This is a genomic window from Curtobacterium sp. MCBD17_021, from assembly GCF_003234525.1.
Lineage (GTDB): Bacteria > Actinomycetota > Actinomycetes > Actinomycetales > Microbacteriaceae > Curtobacterium.
Window position 1 is genome coordinate 76969 of sequence record NZ_QKTS01000012.1, and the last position, 18897, is coordinate 95865.

Annotated in this window: 20 protein-coding genes; 13 read left to right on the forward strand and 7 right to left on the reverse strand. The window is 70.6% G+C overall.

Features of this window, described 5'->3' with window-relative positions:
* Positions 1-32: 32 nt before the first annotated feature.
* Together DEI83_RS11690 and DEI83_RS11695 are read left to right on the forward strand one after the other, a co-directional pair.
* Positions 33-1070 carry an alcohol dehydrogenase catalytic domain-containing protein gene (locus DEI83_RS11690; protein ID WP_111082126.1) on the forward strand — a complete coding sequence of 346 codons (1038 nt, stop codon included), beginning with the start codon at positions 33-35 and terminating at the stop codon, positions 1068-1070.
* Between the two features lie 243 nt (positions 1071-1313).
* Positions 1314-2081 carry a hypothetical protein gene (locus DEI83_RS11695; protein ID WP_146241501.1) on the forward strand — a complete coding sequence of 256 codons (768 nt, stop codon included), beginning with the start codon at positions 1314-1316 and terminating at the stop codon, positions 2079-2081.
* Between the two features lie 139 nt (positions 2082-2220).
* On the opposite strand, the gene DEI83_RS11700 is transcribed toward DEI83_RS11695, so the two are convergent.
* On the reverse strand, positions 2221-2688 hold the full coding sequence (locus tag DEI83_RS11700; protein WP_111082128.1) for a nuclear transport factor 2 family protein: 468 nt from the start codon (positions 2686-2688) through the stop codon (positions 2221-2223).
* Between the two features lie 75 nt (positions 2689-2763).
* Here DEI83_RS11700 and DEI83_RS11705 point away from each other — a divergent pair, with 75 nt between their 5' ends.
* From DEI83_RS11705 to DEI83_RS11730, 6 genes are all read left to right on the forward strand, one after another.
* On the forward strand, positions 2764-3132 hold the full coding sequence (locus DEI83_RS11705) for a helix-turn-helix domain-containing protein (RefSeq protein ID WP_111082129.1): 369 nt from the start codon (positions 2764-2766) through the stop codon (positions 3130-3132).
* Between the two features lie 89 nt (positions 3133-3221).
* Entirely contained in the window at positions 3222-3932 is a 711-nt protein-coding gene (locus tag DEI83_RS11710) for a GntR family transcriptional regulator (protein ID WP_181431193.1), read from the forward strand.
* Positions 3929-4951 carry an ADP-ribosylglycohydrolase family protein gene (locus DEI83_RS11715; protein WP_111082131.1) on the forward strand — a complete coding sequence of 341 codons (1023 nt, stop codon included), beginning with the start codon at positions 3929-3931 and terminating at the stop codon, positions 4949-4951. The genes DEI83_RS11710 and DEI83_RS11715 overlap by 4 nt, the downstream gene beginning before the upstream one ends.
* An 86-nt stretch (positions 4952-5037) precedes the next feature.
* Complete coding sequence (locus tag DEI83_RS11720) at positions 5038-6546, forward strand: cytosine permease (protein ID WP_111082132.1); 1509 nt, start codon at positions 5038-5040, stop codon at positions 6544-6546.
* Positions 6543-7463 (forward strand): PfkB family carbohydrate kinase, encoded by a 921-nt coding sequence (locus tag DEI83_RS11725; RefSeq protein ID WP_111082133.1) that lies wholly within the window; start codon positions 6543-6545, stop codon positions 7461-7463. Before DEI83_RS11720 ends, DEI83_RS11725 begins: the two co-directional genes overlap by 4 nt.
* A 159-nt stretch (positions 7464-7622) precedes the next feature.
* On the forward strand, positions 7623-11138 hold the full coding sequence (locus DEI83_RS11730) for an Ig-like domain-containing protein (protein WP_146243324.1): 3516 nt from the start codon (positions 7623-7625) through the stop codon (positions 11136-11138).
* Between the two features lie 115 nt (positions 11139-11253).
* On the opposite strand, the gene DEI83_RS11735 is transcribed toward DEI83_RS11730, so the two are convergent.
* From DEI83_RS11735 to DEI83_RS11750, 4 genes are read right to left on the reverse strand one after another with little or no spacing between them, the layout of a single operon-like run.
* Positions 11254-11721 carry a hypothetical protein gene (locus DEI83_RS11735; RefSeq protein WP_111082135.1) on the reverse strand — a complete coding sequence of 156 codons (468 nt, stop codon included), beginning with the start codon at positions 11719-11721 and terminating at the stop codon, positions 11254-11256.
* A 35-nt stretch (positions 11722-11756) separates the two neighbouring features.
* On the reverse strand, positions 11757-12245 hold the full coding sequence (locus tag DEI83_RS11740; RefSeq protein WP_146243325.1) for a hypothetical protein: 489 nt from the start codon (positions 12243-12245) through the stop codon (positions 11757-11759).
* Positions 12242-12760 (reverse strand): hypothetical protein, encoded by a 519-nt coding sequence (locus DEI83_RS11745; protein ID WP_146243326.1) that lies wholly within the window; start codon positions 12758-12760, stop codon positions 12242-12244. The genes DEI83_RS11740 and DEI83_RS11745 overlap by 4 nt, the downstream gene beginning before the upstream one ends.
* On the reverse strand, positions 12718-13155 hold the full coding sequence (locus DEI83_RS11750; protein ID WP_111082138.1) for a hypothetical protein: 438 nt from the start codon (positions 13153-13155) through the stop codon (positions 12718-12720). The genes DEI83_RS11745 and DEI83_RS11750 overlap by 43 nt, the downstream gene beginning before the upstream one ends.
* A 373-nt stretch (positions 13156-13528) precedes the next feature.
* On the opposite strand from DEI83_RS11750, the gene DEI83_RS11755 reads away from it, so the two are divergent.
* The 4 genes from DEI83_RS11755 to DEI83_RS11770 all read left to right on the forward strand — a co-directional run bounded on the left by DEI83_RS11755 (position 13529) and on the right by DEI83_RS11770 (position 17158).
* Positions 13529-15481, forward strand: a complete 1953-nt coding sequence (locus DEI83_RS11755; RefSeq protein ID WP_181431195.1) for an alpha/beta hydrolase — start codon at positions 13529-13531, stop codon at positions 15479-15481.
* The gene (locus DEI83_RS11760; protein ID WP_146243327.1) at positions 15481-15996 is read left to right on the forward strand and encodes a hypothetical protein; all 516 of its coding nucleotides are present in this window, start codon (positions 15481-15483) and stop codon (positions 15994-15996) included. The genes DEI83_RS11755 and DEI83_RS11760 overlap by 1 nt, the downstream gene beginning before the upstream one ends.
* The gene (locus DEI83_RS11765; protein ID WP_111082141.1) at positions 15993-16646 is read left to right on the forward strand and encodes an alpha/beta hydrolase; all 654 of its coding nucleotides are present in this window, start codon (positions 15993-15995) and stop codon (positions 16644-16646) included. Before DEI83_RS11760 ends, DEI83_RS11765 begins: the two co-directional genes overlap by 4 nt.
* 101 nt (positions 16647-16747) lie before the next feature.
* Positions 16748-17158, forward strand: coding sequence for a hypothetical protein (locus tag DEI83_RS11770; protein ID WP_146243328.1), 411 nt, complete (start codon positions 16748-16750; stop codon positions 17156-17158).
* A gap of 27 nt (positions 17159-17185) precedes the next feature.
* On the opposite strand, the gene DEI83_RS16345 is transcribed toward DEI83_RS11770, so the two are convergent.
* Both DEI83_RS16345 and DEI83_RS16350 read right to left on the reverse strand, forming a co-directional pair.
* Positions 17186-17341: an aldo/keto reductase gene (locus DEI83_RS16345; RefSeq protein ID WP_309146592.1), complete on the reverse strand. Its 156-nt coding sequence runs from the start codon at positions 17339-17341 to the stop codon at positions 17186-17188.
* 142 nt (positions 17342-17483) lie between these two features.
* A complete protein-coding gene (locus tag DEI83_RS16350) occupies positions 17484-17618 on the reverse strand; it encodes a hypothetical protein (RefSeq protein WP_309146593.1) in 135 nt (44 codons plus the stop codon).
* Positions 17619-17835: 217 nt separating this feature from the next.
* Here DEI83_RS16350 and DEI83_RS11780 point away from each other — a divergent pair, with 217 nt between their 5' ends.
* Positions 17836-18888: a BLUF domain-containing protein gene (locus tag DEI83_RS11780; RefSeq protein ID WP_111082143.1), complete on the forward strand. Its 1053-nt coding sequence runs from the start codon at positions 17836-17838 to the stop codon at positions 18886-18888.
* The last annotated feature ends 9 nt before the right edge of the window (positions 18889-18897 follow it).

Below are 18897 nucleotides of genomic sequence, written 5' to 3' on the forward strand. Positions count from 1 at the left end.
AGGCCGCGCGACCGGGTGGAAGGATCGTGCCCATGCGCGCCGTCACCTTCACTGCCTTCTCCGCGACGCCCGTCGTCACCGAGGTCCCCGACCCGGAGTGCCCGCCGCACGCCGCCGTGGTCCGCGTGGTCGCGACCGGCGTCTGCCGGAGTGACTGGCACGCCTGGCACGGGCACGACGACACGGTGTCGCTGCCGCACGTCCCCGGACACGAGTTCGTCGGCGTCGTCGAGCAGGTCGGGGACGAGGTCCGGCAGTGGCAGCCCGGCACCCGCGTCACCGCCCCGTTCGTGAACGCGTGCGGCACCTGCCCGACGTGTACCGCCGGCCGCCAGAGCATCTGCCCGAACCAGACACAGCCCGGATTCGACCGCCCCGGGTCCTTCGCCGAGCGGGTCGTCGTGCACCACGCCGACACGAACCTCGTCGCCGTGCCCGACGCCATCGACGACGCCACCGCCGCCGGCCTCGGCTGCCGGTTCGCCACCGCCTACCGCGCGGTCGTGAACCGCGCCCGTACCGCGCCCGGCGAGCACGTCGTCGTGTTCGGCTGCGGGGGAGTCGGGCTCTCGGCGATCGTCGTCGCCGTGTCCCGCGGTGCACGGGTGACCGCAGTGGACGTCGCCGCCGAGGCGCTCGCGCTCGCCCGCGCCCTCGGCGCCACCACCACGGTCGACGCGCGGACGGACGACGTCGACGAGCAGGTCCGAGCGGCGACGGACGGCGGCGCGCACGTCGTGGTCGAGGCGCTCGGACGGGCCGCCCTGGTGCGGCAGGGCATCGCCGCACTGCGCCCCGGCGGTCGGCACGTGCAGGTCGGGCTCCTCGCCGGCGCGGACGCCAGCCCGCAGGTCGACCTCGGCCGCGTCATCGGCCTCGAGCTCGAGCTGCTCGGCAGCCACGGTATGTCCGCGCACGAGTACCCGGCCATGCTCGCCGAGATCGCCGCGGGCCGCCTGGACCCAGCACCGCTGGTCGGACGGACGATCGGGCTCGAGGAGGCGCCGGCGGCGCTCGCCGCGATGGACCGGCCCGCGACGGCGGCGGGCACGACGGTCGTCGTCCTGTAGTCGCGAGCGCGTCGCGGACGGGAGGCGCGCGGCCAGGCCGGGCCTCCCGTCCGTGGAGGCGACCGCCTGCGTGACGGGAGGCGCGTGGCCAGGCCGGGCCCGGCCTCCCGTCCGGCGCAGGCGACCGCCTGCGTGACGGTAGGCCGGAGGCCGGAGGCCGGACACGGACCGTCGGCGCGCGGCAAGCTGGAGCAGACGTCGGTCCCGGAGGGGGACCAGCGTCAGCAGACCGGGGGAGTGACGATGGACGACGACCGGCGGCCGGACACGGTCGGCGACGAGAGCACGGCGCGGGTGGGCCGTCGTGCGTCCGTCCTGGCGATCGCGACCGTGACCGTCGCGCTGCTCACCGGATGTGTCCCCGTCATCAGCGGGCCCACGCCGGCACCGTCCCGCAGCGACGTCTCGGTCGCGAACGGCGTGCGCCACACCGGTCCGGCACCCACGGCGATGAGCCGTCGAGACGGCGTCGAGACGTGGGACCTGACCGTGCCGCCCTCCGTCGAGGCGTTCGGCATCGAGACCGACGGGGCCAGTCCGTTCGTCGGCGCCTACTCGGCCACGGCACCGGGAGGACGGCCCGTGCGGTTCCTGCTGCCCGGTGGCAGGGAGGTCCGCGTCACCGCGACCGAGGTGATCTTCGACGCGCTGGACAACGACGAGGAGATGACGGATCGGTCGGGCGAGGTGACCCTGCCCGAGGGGCGGCTGTTCCACCTCGACGTCCACACCGTGCCGGTGGAGGGCGCCACGGCAGGCGTGGCCGGGTACCGTGACGTGCTCCGACAGCTCGACCTGCCGGAGACCTCGGTCGGCGAACTCGAGGACAAGCTCGCGTCGGCTGACTCGATCAACCCGGTGGATGCGTCCGAGCCGATCGGTGCCGGCGTCGACGTGCCGAAGTCGGGCGGCCTCGACTTCGGCATGAGCTCCACGTTCCGGCCGAACGACGAGCCGCCGTTGTTCGCCCTCCGGCTCGCCGGCGTCTGGGATGCGGTGCCGATCCCGTGATGTCCGGCGACGTCGCCAGGGCCACCGGATCGAGCATTCCCCGGTGTGACGAGGACACGAACGGCCGCCGCGCCGGCGGACGGCGGAGCATGCCTCATCGCGGAGGACCCCGACCCGGCACGTCGCGCGCTCCTGACGACTAGCCGGCGAGCATGCCCGCTGGCGGTGCGTCCGTCCATGACAGGTGCTGGACGAGTCGCGTGATCCGCCAGCCCTGGTCGGACCGGACGACCACGTGCTCGTACGAGCCGTGCATCACGAAGGTCGGTGCGCCCTGCATGTGGTGCTGGGCGAACATGTACGAGCGCAGGACGGCGGTGTCCGGGTCCGCATCGTCGAAGTCCACCTCGTGGTTGGTGCTCAGGTGCTGGCGGGCGTCCCACCCCTCGAGCCCCTGACGGGCGAAGGCGACGAAGTCGTCGCGGGCGAAGTCGGCCGCCGGCATCCCGGCTTCGCTGAAGTCGACGTGGACCACGTCGGTGAAGAGGTCGCGGAGGCGGTCCCAGTCGGCCCGATCGACGGCGGATGCGTACCGGACCGCGACGGCGGCGATGTCGACCCGGTCTTCGAGGCGGCGGATCCGCTGTTCGAGAGTGGTGGTGGTCATGGGTGCGCTCCTCTGGCAAACTAGTCACCTGCGGTTTGCAAGCAACCTGCAAAAAGTAAGTGAGTGAGGAGCGCCATGTCAACTCCAGACCCGACCCTGTCCTCGAGCACTCCGGGGGACCTCTGCGACACCCTGAGTGAACCGCTGTCGCAGGTGATGACCCTGCTCGGGAGGCGTTGGGCCGGCATGGTCCTCAGCGCGTTGATGCAGGGCCCGCTGCACTTCAACGAGGTCAAGCGCGCCGTCCCCGGGGTGAGTGACCGGGTCCTCACCGAGCGGCTCGGTGAGTTCGTCGACCTCGGGTTGGTCTCGCGCACGGTGTCGGACGGCGGGCCGGTCCGGGTGCGGTACGAACTGACGGAGCGTGGTGCTGCCATGCGGCCGGCCATCACGGAACTCACCCGGTGGGCGGAGCAGAACCTGAGCCCGTCGAACGGGGTGTAAGTCGGCGACTCCGACGTGAGCGCTCCGGGATGACGGGCTCTTCGCGGACGCCTCGACTGAACAGGTCTTGTACATGTAACCTTGCCTGCATGCCCGTCCCACCGAAGCGACGCCTCGTCGCCGACGCCCTCCGCGACGCGATCGCGACGGGCCGGTACGTGCCGGGCCAGCGCCTGCCCGGTGAGCACGACCTGGCCGAGCGATTCGCCGTCAGCCGTGGGACCGTGCGGGCCGCCCTGGCCGACCTGGCCGACGAGGAGTACATCGCGATCCGCGGCGGCATCGGTTCGGTGGTCACGTTCGACGGTGCCGCGCTCGACCCCCGGAGCGGCTGGGCCCGGTCCCTCGAGGCGACGGGCACCGAGGTCGCCGTCCGCGTCCTCCGGATCGCCGTGGTGAGCGCACCGGCGCTCGCCGCCGAACTCGGGCTCGACGACGCCGACTTCGTCGCCGTCGACCGCGTCCGCCACGTGGCCGGGGGACCGGACATCTCCCTGGAACGCAGCCTGGTGCCGCCGTACGGGAGGCTCGCCCGCGCCGTCGACGAGGGTCTCGTCGACGGGTCGCTCACCGCCACGATCGCGGAGACGGGCCTGGTGCCGGCGCTCGCCGAGCAGTGGGTCGACGTGCTCCCGCTCACCGAGGAGGACGCGGCGCTCCTCCACCGGGCCGCCGGGGAGCCGTTCCTCCACAGCCGCCGCGTCTCGCGCACGGCCGACGGCACGTTCGTGGAGGCCGTCGACAGCCTCCTCGACCCGAGCCGGTTCCGCATCCACATGACGTTCGGGAGCGCACGATGACGACCAGCAGCCTGACCGAGCACGCACTCGCGGCCTTCCGGGGCCTGGCGATCGGGGACGCCCTGGGCATGCCGACGCAGTCGATGTCGCTCGAGCAGATCCGCACCGACCACGGCGTGATCGACGGGTTCGTCGACGCCGGGCCGAACCAGCGAATCGCCCACGGCATGCCCGCCGCGAGCATCACCGACGACACCGAGCAGGCCGTCCTCGTCGCAGAGCTGCTCGTGCAGGGGCAGGGCCGGCTGGACCCGGTCGACTTCGCCCGGGCGCTGATCGACTGGGAACGCACGATGGCGGCGAAGGGCTCTCTCGACCTGCTCGGGCCGAGCACGAAGACCGCCGTGCAGCGGATCCTCGACGGGGTCCCGGCGTCCGAGGCTGGGTCGACCGGCACGACGAACGGCGCCGCGATGCGGATCACCCCGGTCGGCATCGCGACACCGCTGGGTTCCGGCGCCACCGGGTTGTCGTCGCTGGTCGACGCCGTCCAGGACGCCTGCCGGGTCACGCACGACACCGGACTCGGCATCGCCGGGGCGAGTGCCGTCGCGGCGGCCGTGTCGGCCGGTGTCGAGGGCGCAACCCGGTCGGAAGCGCTCGACGTCGCGGTTGCGGCAGCCCGGATCGGGGAGACCCGGGGCCACTGGGTTGCCGGCGGCTCGATCGCCGACCGCCTCGAGTGGGCACGCGGTCACCTGTCGACGGTCCCCGACGTCGAACGGATCGACGTCGTGTCCGGCCTGATCGGCACGAGCGTCGCCTCGCAGGAGTCCGTCGTCGCCGCACTCGCGCTCGTGGCGCTCGACCTGGACCCCTGGCAGACCGTCTGCACCGCGGCGAGCATCGGTGGCGACACCGACACGGTCGCGGCGATGGCGGGCGCCGTCCTCGGCGCCGTGCACGGCACGAACGCCTGGTCCGACGACACCGTCCGTCAGGTCGAGACCGTCAACGACCTGCACCTCGAGGAGCTCACCGAGCAGCTCCTCGGCCTCCGCGCCGGCACCCGCCGGTAGCGGCCCCCTGACCGCCGGGCGGCGGTTCCCCCCTTGCCGCCGCCCGGCCCCCCCCTCGCACCCTTCCGATGACGTAAGAGGACCTGATGACCAGCACCCCGACCGACGCCACCACCCGCGCCGGGACCCTGACCACCATCGAGCAGCGCGGCATCGAGCCGGTGCCCGTCGCCGAACGCACCGGGACACCGGGCGCGCTGTTCTGGGTCTGGTTCGCCGCGAACATCTCGATCCTCGGCCTGCCCCTGGGCGCCACACTCGTCGCGTTCCAGGGGCTGACCGTGTGGCAGGCGCTGCTCGTCGCCGTGATCGGCGCCGCCGGGTCGTTCGCCGTCGTCGGGGTCATCTCGATCGCCGGTCGCCGCGGCGGAGCACCGGGTCTGACCCTGAGCCGAGCGGTGTTCGGCGTCCGCGGCAACATCGGCCCGACGTTCATCTCGCTCCTGAGCCGCCTGGGCTGGGAGACCGTGAACACCACGACCGCCGCGTTCGTGCTGCTGTCGCTGTTCACGATCCTGTTCGGCACCGACGGGGGCTCGAAGGCGCACCCGGTCGTCACGATCGTGGCGATCCTGCTGTTCGTCGCCGCGACCGTGCTCATCTCGGGCCTCGGTCACGCGTTCATCGTCGCCGTGCAGAAGTGGGCGACGTGGGTCTTCGGCGCACTGAACGTCTTCGTCGCCGTGTTCCTGGTCGCCCGCATCGACTGGGACGTCGTCGGTGCGCAGGCCGCCGGCCCCGTCGCCGCGATGGTGATCGGCATCGGGACCATCGCGGCCGGGACCGGCATCGGCTGGGCCACCGCCGGTGCCGACATCGCCCGGTACACGCGCACCAGCGTCCGCGCCGGCAAGCTCATCGCCGCCAGTGCCGCGGGTGCCGGCATCCCGCTCGTCGTCCTGGTCGGACTCGGGTCCCTCGTCTCGGCCGGCGACCCGACCCTCGCCCAGGCCGGCGACCCGGTCGCCGCGATCCGCGACATGCTGCCGAGCTGGATGGCCGTCCCGTACCTCATCGCCGCGTTCGGCGGACTGCTGTTGTCGAACCACCTGTCGGTGTACTCGGCGAGCCTCACCACGCTGACCCTCGGCATCACGGTCCCGCGCGTCTGGGCGGTCGCGGTCGACGTCGTCATCACCACGCTCGGCGCCATGTACTTCATGCTCGTCGCCGACGGCTTCTACGCCCCGTTCATCACCTTCATCTCGGTCCTCGCCGTGCCGATCACCGCGTGGCTCGGCGTCTTCATCGCCGACATGGTCCGCCGCACCTGGTACGACCCGGCAGCGCTCCTCGACCTCCGCCGCGGAGGCCGCTACTGGTACGCCGGTGGGGTCGCCTGGCGCGCGGTCATCGCCTGGGTCGTCGCGATCGTCGTCGGCTTCCTGTTCACCAACGTCCAGGTGGGCGACGCCGACCCGGTGTTCGTCGGGGCGTTCTCGGACACCTGGACCGGCGCGAACGGCCTCGGCTGGGTCGTCACGTTCATCGTCGCGGCCGCGGTCTACCTGCTCACCGGCGGCCCCCGTGGCACGCTGCACGAGCAGCCCGACCAGTCCGCGCCGCTCCCGCACACCGAGCACACCGTCCGATGAGCCGCCTCGTCTCGGTCGGCAACGTCATCGTCGACATCGTGATGCGCATCGGCGCCCTGCCCGAGCCGGGCGGGGACGTCATCGCGGACGCGTCGGAGATCACCGCCGGCGGCGGCCTCAACACCATGGTCGCCGCCCGTCGCGACGGCATGGAGGTCGTCTTCGCCGGTCAGTACGGCACCGGCCCGTTCGGGGACGTCGTCCGCCGGGCCCTCGCCGACTCGGGCGTCACCGTCGTGCAGCCCGGCCTCGCCGACGTCGACAGCGGGTACTGCGTGGCCCTCGTCGACGCCACCACCGAGCGCACCTTCGTCACGAGCGTCGGCGCGGAGGGGCAGCTCACCCGCACCGACCTCGACCGCGTTGAGCTGCGCGACGACGACGTCGTGTTCGTCTCCGGCTACGGCCTCGCCCACCCGGTCAACGGAGCGGCGATCGCGGACTGGCTCGAGACCGTCCCGCCGTCGGTCCGGGTCGTGTTCGACCCGTCACCGCTGGTCGACACCCTGCCGGCGTCGACCCTGTCGGCCGTGTCCGCCCGGTCCGACGTGGTCAGTGCCAACAGCCGGGAGGCCCGCCTCATGTCCCCGACGTCGGCCACCCTCGCCGACGCGGCCACCGCCGTAGCAGCGGCAGCGCGGGGCACCGCGCTGGTGCGGGACGGAGCCGACGGCTGTTGGGTGGTCGAGGACGGCAGCGCGCCGGTCCTGGTCCCCGGGTTCCCCGTCGTGGCGGTCGACACCAACGGTGCGGGTGACGCGCACGCCGGCGTGCTGGTGGCGGCGCTGGGACGTGGGGCGGGCCTCCAGGACGCGGTCCGGCGTGCGAACGCGGCGGCGGCGCTCGCGGTGACCAGGCCGGGCCCGGCGACGGCGCCGACGGCGGAGGAGACCGACGCGCTCCTCGTGGCGCCCTGACCGCCAGCCCGTCCGGACGGTCGCCTGCGTTCTCCGGCTGAGCGACACGTGCAGTGTTTCCCGGCCGTCAACTGTTCGTTACGACCCCGTTTCCCGAGCCCAGCGGATCCCGAGGTGCCTCGAAGCTTCCTCTGAGAACCCCTTCACTCGAGGAGACCCTTGTCCAGATCCCTGTCCCGGAGTCGGCTCGCCGCCCTGGCGATCACCGCCACGCTGACTCCCGCCCTCGCCCTGACCGCAGTCCCTGCGTTCGCGGCGCCCACCCCTGACCCGGTCGTCGCCTCCGGCAGCGACTGGGACGTGACCACCACCCCCGGCGGCTACCTGGTGTCCCTCGACCTGGACGAGCCGCTGCCGATGGTCGACGACGCACCCACGCTCGTCGTCGACGGCGAACCCATCGGCTTCGCGACCGAGTCGGCCGACGGGAAGACGCTCCAGGTCCTCACCGCGGACCGGTCCGTCGCCGACGCGAGCGACGTCACCAAGGCATGGTCGAGCGGGGACGAGGACAAGGCGACCGAGACGACGACCGCGCCCGTCACCCCGCCCGTCCCGGAGAACCGGACGCTCAAGCGGCAGATGAAGTCGCTCGCGACCACCGCCGCGGTGGAGGACCCCTCGACCCCCGGCGCCTTCACGGTGACCGAGGCCGAGTACGACTTCGGTGACCAGGCGGTCCCGCTCGCGGCGATCGGCGGCATCCGCGGCGAGCTCACGGGCAAGATGTACCTGACCAGCGCGGCCGGGCAGCGACCGACGGTCGTGCTGCTGCACGGTCGGCACACCTCCTGCTCGGGCACCGGCGCGAACCCGCTGCGCTGGCCCTGCGGTCCCACGCAGATGAACGTCCGCTCGTACCTCGGCTACGAGGGCACCGCGCGCGCACTCGCGACCCGCGGCTACAACGTCGTGTCGATCGCCGCCAATGCCGTGAACTCGAACGACAACCAGCTCGCGCTCGACTACGGCGCCGAGGCCCGGGGCCAGCTCGTCCTCGACACGCTCGAGATGCTCGGCAAGGCCGACGCCGGTGCAGCCGTCTCGTACGACGACGTCACCACCGCGACCGACGCCGCCCCGAGCACGACCACGACCCGCACGCTCGACGACGCACTCGTCCGCGCGACCACCCGTGCCGACCAGCCGGCCGCCGCCTCCGGCGTCACGGCAGCATCGCTGAAGGGCCGGTTCGACCTGACCCACGTCGGTGTCATGGGTCACTCCCGCGGCGGTGAGGGCGTCGTCTCGGCCGCGACCCTCAACCAGGCGCTCCCGAAGCCGTACGGCATCGAGGCGGTCCTGCCGCTCGCCCCCGTCGACTTCGGCCGCATGACGCTGCCGGACGTCCCGACGTCCGTCTTCCTGCCGTACTGCGACGGCGACGTGTCGAACCAGCAGGGGCAGCACTTCATCGACGACTCCCGGCACGCCTTCGACGACGACGTGCTCCGGTCCGCCGTCTGGGTGATGGGCGCCAACCACAACTTCTTCAACACCGTGTGGACCCCGGGCCTGTACCCGGCCGCCACGGGCGACGACTGGCGGACGAGCGACACCACGTCCACCTGCTCGACGACCAACCCCACCCGCCTCACCGCGGCGCAGCAGTACCAGGTCGGCGTCAGCTACATGACCGGCTTCTTCCGCCTGACGATGGGCGGCGAGACCCAGTTCCGGTCGATGTTCGACGGTTCGGTCAAGCCGTCGACCACCGCGACGCCGTACGCCGACGTCCGCACCATGGCCGCGCAGCCCTCGTCCACGACGAAGCTCGTCACCGACTTCACGACCTCGAGTTCGCTCATCCGCACGGTCGGCGGTGCCACGGCCGCGGTCTGCACCAACCTGACCGGTCGGACGCTGCCGCAGTCGAACCCGTTCTGCGCCACGACGAAGGCCTCGGCCCAGGTCCCGCACTGGACGCCGGGCTCGTTCGCCCCGAACGTCCCGACGTTCCCCACCACACGGTTCCTCTGGACGGGTGCCTCGACGACGGACCCCGCGGTGCCGAGCACCGGGGAACTCCGCGTCTCCGTCCCCGCGTCCGCGCGCAACGTCACCGGCAGCACGCAGATGACGCTGAAGACCGCTCCCGACGAAGCCGTGCCCACCGGCACCGACTTCCGGATCACGGTCCTCGACGGCTCCGGAGGCAGCTGGTCGACCGCCGCATCGGCGATCAACCCTCTCGCCGTCAACCGGATGCCGGGCGGCACGAACACCACGCTCAACAAGATCGTGCTGCAGCAGCTCACGATCCCCACGGCTTCGATGACGGGCGTCGACCTGACGAACGTCCGCGAGGTCCGCTTCACCGCGGGCGTCGGCGCGGACGGCACCGGGACCGGTGGCGTGTACCTGTCCGACCTCGCCTTCGACACCCCGAGCGTCGGCACCGCCGTCGCGGCGACCCGCACCACCGTGAACGTCGCCCCGACCACGGTCGAGGAGGGTGACGGCCCCGGCACCGCCGACGTCGCCGTGTACCTGTCCCGCGCCTCCGACCGGCCGGTCACCGGCTACGTCAGCGTGCTCGGCTCCGCCACCGGTTCGGTCGGTGTCGGCATGGAGCGCGTGACCTTCGCGCCCGGCGAGACCTGCAAGGCCGTCACCGTCCCGACCGCGGGCAACACCGCGGTCTCCGCAACGCCGAGTTCGGCGTTCAAGGTGAGCGTCACGAACACCCGCAACGCGGTCATGGGCGCCACGGCGTTCACGAACCTGACCGTCCGCGAGGACGACGGTGTCACGGCACCGGCGACCGAGCTGCCGACCGTGGGCGCGCAGGGCGACGTCTGCGCCGAACGCGCCGCCGCGGTCACCCCGGTGACGCTCGGAACGTCCGCCGACACCGTCGCACCGGGCGGCTCGGTCGAGCTCACCGGCGAGGGCTTCCGCGCCGGCGAGACCGTGACGTTCCGCTCCGGTACGACGATCACCGACACGGTGGTCGCCGACGCAGCGGGCGTGGTCACCTCGACCCTGCGGGTCGCGGAGGACGCCGACCTCGGTGCACTCGCCCTCTCCGCCGAGGGTGCCGGTTCCGGCCGGGAGGCCCAGGTCACCATCGCGGTCCTCGCACCCACCGAGACGGTCCTGTCCGTCACGCCGACCGAGCCGGTCGAGGGCGACGAGGTCGTCCTGACCGCCACGGTCACCGGCCGGGACACCGACGGCACGGTCACGTTCCGTGACGGCGACCCGGCTGCACGTGCCCGTGCCGCTGCCGCCATCCTCGGCACCGCCGAGGTGACGGACGGCGTCGCGACGCTGACCCTGGCCGACGGCCTGAGCGTCGGCGACCACACGCTGGTGGCGGTGTTCGGGGCCACCGAGACCGCGGACGCCTCCACGTCCGCCCCGGTGGTCATCACGGTCGCGGCTGCTCCCGTGGCGCCGAGCCCGACTCCCGGCCCGGGTGCGCCCGGTGCCGGTGCTCCCGGCGCCGGTACCCCGGGTGCCGGTACGCCGGGCGGCGGGACGGGCAACGGCCCGATCGACACCGTCGGTGGTGGCTCCGGCTCCGGCTCGACCGGCGGCTCGATCGCCGACCGTCCCGGGTCCCTCGCCTGGACCGGCGCCGAGATCGGTTCGGCTGCGCTCGCGGCACTCCTGCTGCTGACGGCGGGCGTGGGGATCACCGTGGCACGTCGTCGTCGCCGGACCGAGTGAGGTCGGCGAGCTGACCCCGAGCAGGGTCGTACCCGGGAGGGTGCGGCCCTGCTCGCTGCGGGCAGGTCGGCGCTGTCGGTCCGAGCTGCGTGTCGGCGCGCGGGACCGTGATCGCTCAGTCTTCGAGTCGCAACCGGGTCGGGTCACCGTCGGAACACTGCGAGACCCCGGTGACGCTGTACCGCTCGGGGTCGGCGTCGAAACCGATCGACGTCACCGGACCACCGGTACCGCGGACACCCCTGATCGGATCGGCCCCGCCGCTCTGGAACGGCTCCGCATCGATGTGGAGACGTTCCCACGATGCAGCCATCGACGCCACGTCTGCCTCGGGGTCGGCGCCCTCCGTGTTCAGTCGCTCGACGATGTAGACGTAGGCCGCTCCGTCTGCTCCGTTCGGTTGCCCACAGTTCCGCACCGCTGGCCCGCTGAACACCTGCCACTCACCGCCGATCGCCGCGGTGGACTGCTGCACGAGTTCGATGAGGTCCTCCTCGGCTTCCGCAGGTCGCAGCGGGGGCGCTCCGCGGTCATCGCTGCAACTCGTGCTCGCGAGGGTTGCGTACGCGAGGACCAGCACCACTGCGGTGGTCCTCCTGCTGCGACCCAGCCGCCTGATCACTGGCCCTCGCGGAGCTCGGCAACGTCGCCGTCGGCACAACCGGAGAGGGCCGTGATGCTGTACCGCTGCGGGTAGGCGTTGAAGGCGATCGAGGTCACCGGGCCACCCCTGCCCCGCATGCCGAGCAGGGGATCGGTGCCTCCGCTCCGGTACGCGGCGGTCGTGATGCCTTGAGCATCCCACAGGTCCTGGACGAGTTGGATGTCCGCGGCCGGGTCGGTGTCCTCGGTGTCGAACCGTTCCACGATGTAGACGTACCGGGCGCTGTCCTCGGCTCCGTCACCGCACGTCTCGACGGATGGCCCGCTGTACACCTTCCAGGTACCGCCGACGGCGGAAGCGGTCCGGTCGACGATGCTGACGGCCTCTTCCTCCACGGTGGCGAGGTCGACGTCGTGGCGGTCCGAACCGGTGCTGGTGGTGCAGCCGGTCATGCCGAGCACGGCGCAGACGGCGACCACAGCTGTCGCGCGGAGTCGGGTCATCCTCGACGCCGCAGTTCCTGGACATCCCCGTCCGAGCACTTCGACACGCCGGTGATGGCGTAGCCCTGCGGGTACGCGTCGAAGCCCACCGTCGTGACGGGACCCCCCACTCCGTTCACGCCGGTCAACGGTTCCGAGCTGCCGCTCTGGAAGCGCTCGGTCGTGATCCCCTTGCTCCTCCACAGGCTCTCCACGGTGCGGATGTCCGCAGCCGGCGCAGGACCATCGGCGCCTTCCCGCTCGAGGATGAACACGAAGTGTGCGCCCTCTCCGCCGCCGGGCTGCTCGCAGACCTCAGCAGCGGGACCTCTGTACAGCGTCCACGCACCGCCCACCGCACGGGCCGACTCCTCCACGAGGTCGACGATCGTCTCCTTTGCCTCCGACGGATCGGTGGCGTTGCCGCTGCAGCCGCTCATGGTCAGTGCCGTCGTCACGAGGAGCGCAAGGCCGGCACACGTTCGTGTGTGCATCACTCTGGCTGCCGGAGGTCCTTCACGTTCCCGGAGGAGCACTTCGACACGCCGGTGACGCTGTAGCGCTGTGGGTAGGCGTTGAAGCCCACCGAGGTCACGGGACCACCGACGCCACGTATGCCGGTGAGCGGATCGGCTCCGCCGCTGGCGAAGCGCTCGGTCGTGATCCCCTTGCTCTTCCAGAGCTCTTCGACGGTGGCGATGTCGGTCTCAGGAGCCGAACCGTCCGCCCCGGCCCGCTCGAGGATGTAGACGAAGCGAGCGCCTTCCTCGCCGTCGGACTGCTCGCACACCTCGGCATCGGGACCGCGGTACAGCGTCCAGTCGCCACCGACCGCCTCAGTCGATTTCGTCACCATCTCGACGACCGACCTCTTCGCCGCCAACGGGCCGGTGGCGTTGCCATCGCAGCCGCTCACGGTCAGCACCGCCATCAGGACGAGTGCAAGGCCGACACTCGCTCGGGCGACGCTACGCATTCGTTCCCCATCAGTCACAGTGTTCACCGCATCCGTCCGTGCATGGCTTCGCCTGCCGCATCTCCTTCTCGTCCCGGGAGGAACTCTCCGAGACTACTGAGCTGACACGGGCGACGCCATGAATCCGCTGGTGCGCGCTGGGAGCGGGCACTCTCAGCTCTCCGACCAGGAATCTCGGGAGGCGATCGGGGTCCTGTGCTCCGCCTTGCCGCATCTTCGTGTCCGTCGAATTCGGGATCCCGGCGGGTGGGTGCTCATGGTGGACGTGAGTCATTCGAGAGCGGTACCGTCGAATCGGGCACGGGGTGCGCCCGGGGGGGAGAAGACCATGAGTTCGATCGATTTCGATGACGGGGCGGCCGACGGCTTGATCCGGAGCGCACGCGACGCCAGCGCGGAACTCCGCGGTCAGGGTGCTGGTCGAAGAGCTGCAGCCGAGGATGCTTCTACGGATTTCGCGGGTGCGTACGCCGATCGGTTCCTCGAGTCGGTGAAGATCGAGGCGACAGACCGGCCGAAGCTCGCCGGAGTTCTGGACGACCTCGCCGACCAGGTCGAGAGGGCGAAGACCAAGGCGGCGGGAGAACGGGAACGCCAGCGGGACCTCGCTGCTTGGGCGGAACGAGACGAGCAGCGGCGGCGCACGGCGGCGGATGCGCTGATCCCAGCATCAGCACTCCCCGTCGCCTACGACCCGAAGCCGTCCGAGAAGGCCACGATTCCGTCCACGCTGGAAGCCGCGTTCACAGCGCACAAGCGCACTCGCACGGGTGGTGGCACCGGTCATGGTCGGAGTTCTGCCGATCCGGTGCACCTCCGAGCGTTCGCCGCTTCGAGCAGGATCGCGGACGACGCTGCTCAATCGACCGCTGAAGCAGTCGCGACCGCCCTGTCACGCTTCCGGAGTTCATGCACATGGACGCCGGTCGGGAACGTGTCATTGGTGCAGGGCTTCGAACAACTGCTCGAGGAGAACCGTGCCGATTCCGCATGGGTCACTCGTATCGCGGAGGCCTTCGAGCGCGCAGGTGGTGGCGGTGCCCTTGCCAACACGTCGATGGACTCGATCATCGCCGACGACATCTCGACAGAGCTCAGAGCTCTCCTGGCCGACGACCTGACACCCACGCAGGTGGCCGCGCGGTGGGATGAGTTGGGGTTCACACGTGATGATGCCGCGGGGCTGTCGGCGCTCCCGACGTCTGTGCTTCGTGTTCTTGGTAACCTCGAAGGTGTTCCGTACTGGGCGCGGAGCTGCGCGAACGTGTCACTGCTTGATCGGCGCATCGCGTCAGCGAGAGCGTTCCTCGACGACCTGGACCGACCGGGTCGGGTCTACAGTCCGGAGGCGCGGCGCGATGCGGAGAACCTGACGGCACTCGAGAGCATCAAGGACTCCCTCCTTGCTGGGACCGGCCGGGCGCCGCGTTCGCTCATCCTCCTGTCCGAAGACGAGCCGCCCCTCGCGGGCGTGTCGATCGGCGACCTCGACACGGCGAGCAATGTCACCGTCTCGGTGCCGGGCATGAATTCATCCTCGGAGAAGATGTTCGACTGGGTGGATGCGTCTCAACACGTCTATGACGAGCAGGCGCGAGTCGGGGGACCGACCGACAGGGCAGTCGTGGCATGGATGGGTTACAAGTCACCCGCCCTGCCCGTCGGGAACCTCGACGTACTGCACAGCGACCGCGCGAAGGCCGGTGGGCCGAAGCTCGCGTCGATGATCAGAGGACTCGATGCGACTCGCTCAGGAGACATGCCCACCGTCAATGTCCTGGCTCACTCGTACGGGTCGACCACAGCGGCCTACGCATTGGCAGAAGAAGGCGTCCATGTGGACACGTTCACGACCATCGCGTCAGCCGGCATCCCTGATTCGCTCCCGACCGCCGACGACGTTCACACTGACCATTTCTACGCTGGCCAGGCGCGCAACGTCTGGGCTCCGAGTCAGGGCACGATCCCTTTCATCGGATTCGGTCAGGGCGACCAGTACGCAGTCGTCGGACGCAACCTCAGTGAGGACCACCACATCGACCCGACCTCGACGGGCTTCGGAGCCACACCGTTCGGGGCTGACGGGAGTGACGGTCTGTCAGGAGTGACCGATCACGGCGTGCACGTCGCAGGGGACACCGGCTACCTGGACCGCGGTACGGAGTCATTGCAGAACGTGGCCTTCGCGACAACCGGTCAGCCGGAACAACTCACTGCTTACCATCGGCATGACCTGGACTTCGAAGACGCCCTTCTCGGACGTTTCGCAAATGGAGACTGATGAACCAAGGAAACAGATCGAAGACCGGCCTCCGCGGTCTCACCATCGCACCGGCAGCGGCGATGGTGCTGCTCTTGACCGCCTGTAACGGAAGTGCGCACGTGGAACCTGAAGACGCGAAGAAGTCAATCTTGGGAGTCGTGGACGAAACGGCGTCGACGGTAGGTGGCAAGTGGTCGGTCTACAGCGAGCCGACGGCCGAGTCTTGCGGGGATGCCGCCGAAGACGGCCTCACCTACACCTACATCCTCATGCACGACGCGCCGAGCGCGGACCCGACGCAGGCGGTCGGAGCCGTCGAGGAGTTGTGGAAGGACAAGGGAATCACAACAGAGCGCTACCGATCGGGTGCAGCGGATCCGATTGTCGGGATCCGCGGCCGGGGTGGGCCTGCGACGACCATGGACTTCCTTGCTGACAAGCGGCGATTCAGCATCGTCGGCGTTTCCGAGTGTGCGGACGGCAGTGCGGTCGAGGAGCGGCAGCGTGAAAGTGGTTCCCCAGAGGCACGATGATCCTTTCGGCACGTCCTCTCCTGTCAGGCGTAGACCCTGGCGTGTGGAACAGCGACTACGCCAAGACGGGCCGTGCAAAACTCGCGGACTCGATCCGAGGGCTGAACGCCGTACGGAGTGGTGATGCGGTCACTACGAATGTGATTGCACACTCATACGGAACGACCACCGCGGCGTACGGCTTGACGGAGTCGGGCGTGCACGTCAACTCCTTCGTCACGGTCGCTTCGGCGGGGATACCAGACTCCATTCCGACCGCAGATCATCTCAACGCTGACAGCGTCTTCTCCGGTCAGGCGGAGAACGTCAATCGTCTCACCGACGGAACCATTCCGTTCCTGCGCGAGGGGGAAGGCGATCAATGGGCTGCTACGGGTCGGAATCTCAGCACCGACCACCACATCGACCCGACCTGGTCCGTCTTCGGATCGCACACCTTCGGTGCCGACGGAGCCTCAGGTTTCAATGGCGTAACTGACCACGGAGTGCACACCTCCGGTGGAACCGGCTACCTGGACAAGGACACTGAGTCGCTCAGGAATGTCGCTCACGCCACGACGGGGCAGTCGGACGAGATGACGGCGTACCACCCGAAGGGCATTGCCGCGCTTCAGGAGGACGTCATCGACTACATGGAATCGAGGCGCTGAGGGTGCGAGCAGGACCACGAAGTGTGGCGCGATTCGCTCTCGCCACGACGATCATCAGTGCGACGACCCTGGTGCTCGTCGGCTGCAACGGAGGGACACAGATGGGAACGACGGACACGACGAAGCCGCCGAAGGACGCGGTGACCGGCATCGTCGATGATTCAGCGACTGCTGTCGGCGGGAGCTGGGAGGTGTACAGCGGCCCTGCAGTGGAGGCTTGTGACCGAGACAGTGGCGGGAGCGGGGCTGCGTACGCGTACACGAAGACACGCGGCCAGACCGAGGGTGACCCGGCGAAGGACGTCGCAACGGTCGAGGAGTTGTGGAAGAAGCGAGGCATCAGTACCGAGCGCTACGAGAGTGGTGGGGCAGATCCGACGTTGGGTGTCCGCGGAGTGGGCGGCCCGACCGGATCGATCGACTTCCTCGCCGACGTGCGGGGCTACAGCATCGATGCGGTGTCGGTGTGCGGCGATGGTGATGCCGCGGACATCCAGCGCGACGGTGGATGAGCTGGCCGGCCCTTCGTGGTGAAGCCGTCACCCCGCGATGCCGTCGAGTTCCGTCACGTCCCGCTCGGACAACAGGACCCCCGCACCGACGATGTTCTCCCGCAGGTGCGCCACGGAGGACGTCCCCGGGATGAGCAGCACGTTCGGTGAGCGCTGCAGGAGCCACGCCAGAGCGACGGCCATCCGCGTGGCACCGCCCCGTCAGGGCGTCCGCCTGCACGGGGCTGAACCCGCCGAGCGGAAAGAACGGGACGTAGGCGATCCCCTCCGCGGCGAGTCGGTCGACGAGTTCGTCGTCGTGCCGGTTCGTGAGGTCGTACGCGTTCTACACCGACACGATCGGCGCGATCGCCTGCGCCTCCTCGACCTGCTCGACGGTGGCGTTGCTCACCCCGAGGTGCCGGATGCGGTCCCGGTGACCGTCACGGACGAGCTCACCGACCTCGGGATGTCGCTGCACCACACCGTCCGTGGGTTGAAGCGATCAGGCCAGGCACGAGCCGGACGGGAGGCGCGGCGCCGGCCCGGCCCGCGCCTCCCGTCCGGCTCGTGCCTCCGGCCCGGCGCCGCCGCGCCGTCCTGCCACGCGACCCGAACACGGGACTGGTGCGGTCGCCCGTCCCGCGCTTGACTCGTCCCAGGGCACACCGCCCTGCCCACGACCAGGAAGGCCGACCGTGCGCACACTCGTCTACACCAGCACGCAGACCCGACCGATCTCGGACTCCGAACTCGCCCAGATCCTGGCGGTCGGCCGCGAGAAGAACACCCGCCTCGGCATCACCGGCATGCTCGCGCACCGCGACAGCAACTGCATCGGCATCATCGAGGGCGAGGACGACGTCGTCCACGAGCGCTTCGAGCAGATCCGGCTCGACCCGCGGCACACCAACGTCCGGGTGCTCTGCGACGACCCGGTGCAGCAGCGGTCCTTCCCGGACTGGTCCATGGCGTTCCAGCCCCTCGATCCGCTGATGCGCGAGGTCCCGGGGTTCAGCGACCTGTTCGCCGCGCAGCGGCCGAGCGATGCCGAGTTCGGTGCTTCGCGGGCCCGCGCCCTGCTCGAATGGTTCCGCAAGCACCCGCTCGCACCGCTGACGAACCAGAACGCGGCTGACGACGAGGTCCCGCGCACCCGCGCCCTGAACGGCGCGATCGCGGTCCTGCACGACGGCGGCACGACGAGCTTCTCCATCGAGGCGGTGGCCGAGCGCAGCGGGATGAGTGTGTCCGAGATCGAGGGGCTCTTCCCGAACCGGCACGCCCTGCTCGCGGCGACCGTCGAGCGCTGGTCCCGCGCGGTGTCGGCACCCCTGCTCCCGATGATCACCGAACGCGGCACGGTGGCGTTCATGCACGCCCTGTTGGCCGCGCACGTCGAGGAGCCGGGCCTGATGCGCCTGCTCGCCTCCTCGCTCGCCGCGGCCACGGACCCGAAGGTCGACGGTGCGGACTACTACCGGTCCGCCTACCGGAACTTCCGGCAGACGATCCGCACCGCGCTCGCCGCGGACGTCCGCGACGGCCGGGAACCGGCGACGATGGACCCGGAGCGGGGCGCGCAGCAGTTGCTCGCCCTGTACGACGGCCTCCGGCTGCAGGCCCTGCTGACGGGTGACACGGACCCGGTGGACGCGTTCGACCGTGCAGCCGCCCGGATGCGGCGTGGTTGGTCGGAGCAGTACGAGCAGCCGACGTACTGGGACATCCCGGTCGCCTCGGCGCCCTGAGCAGGGCGC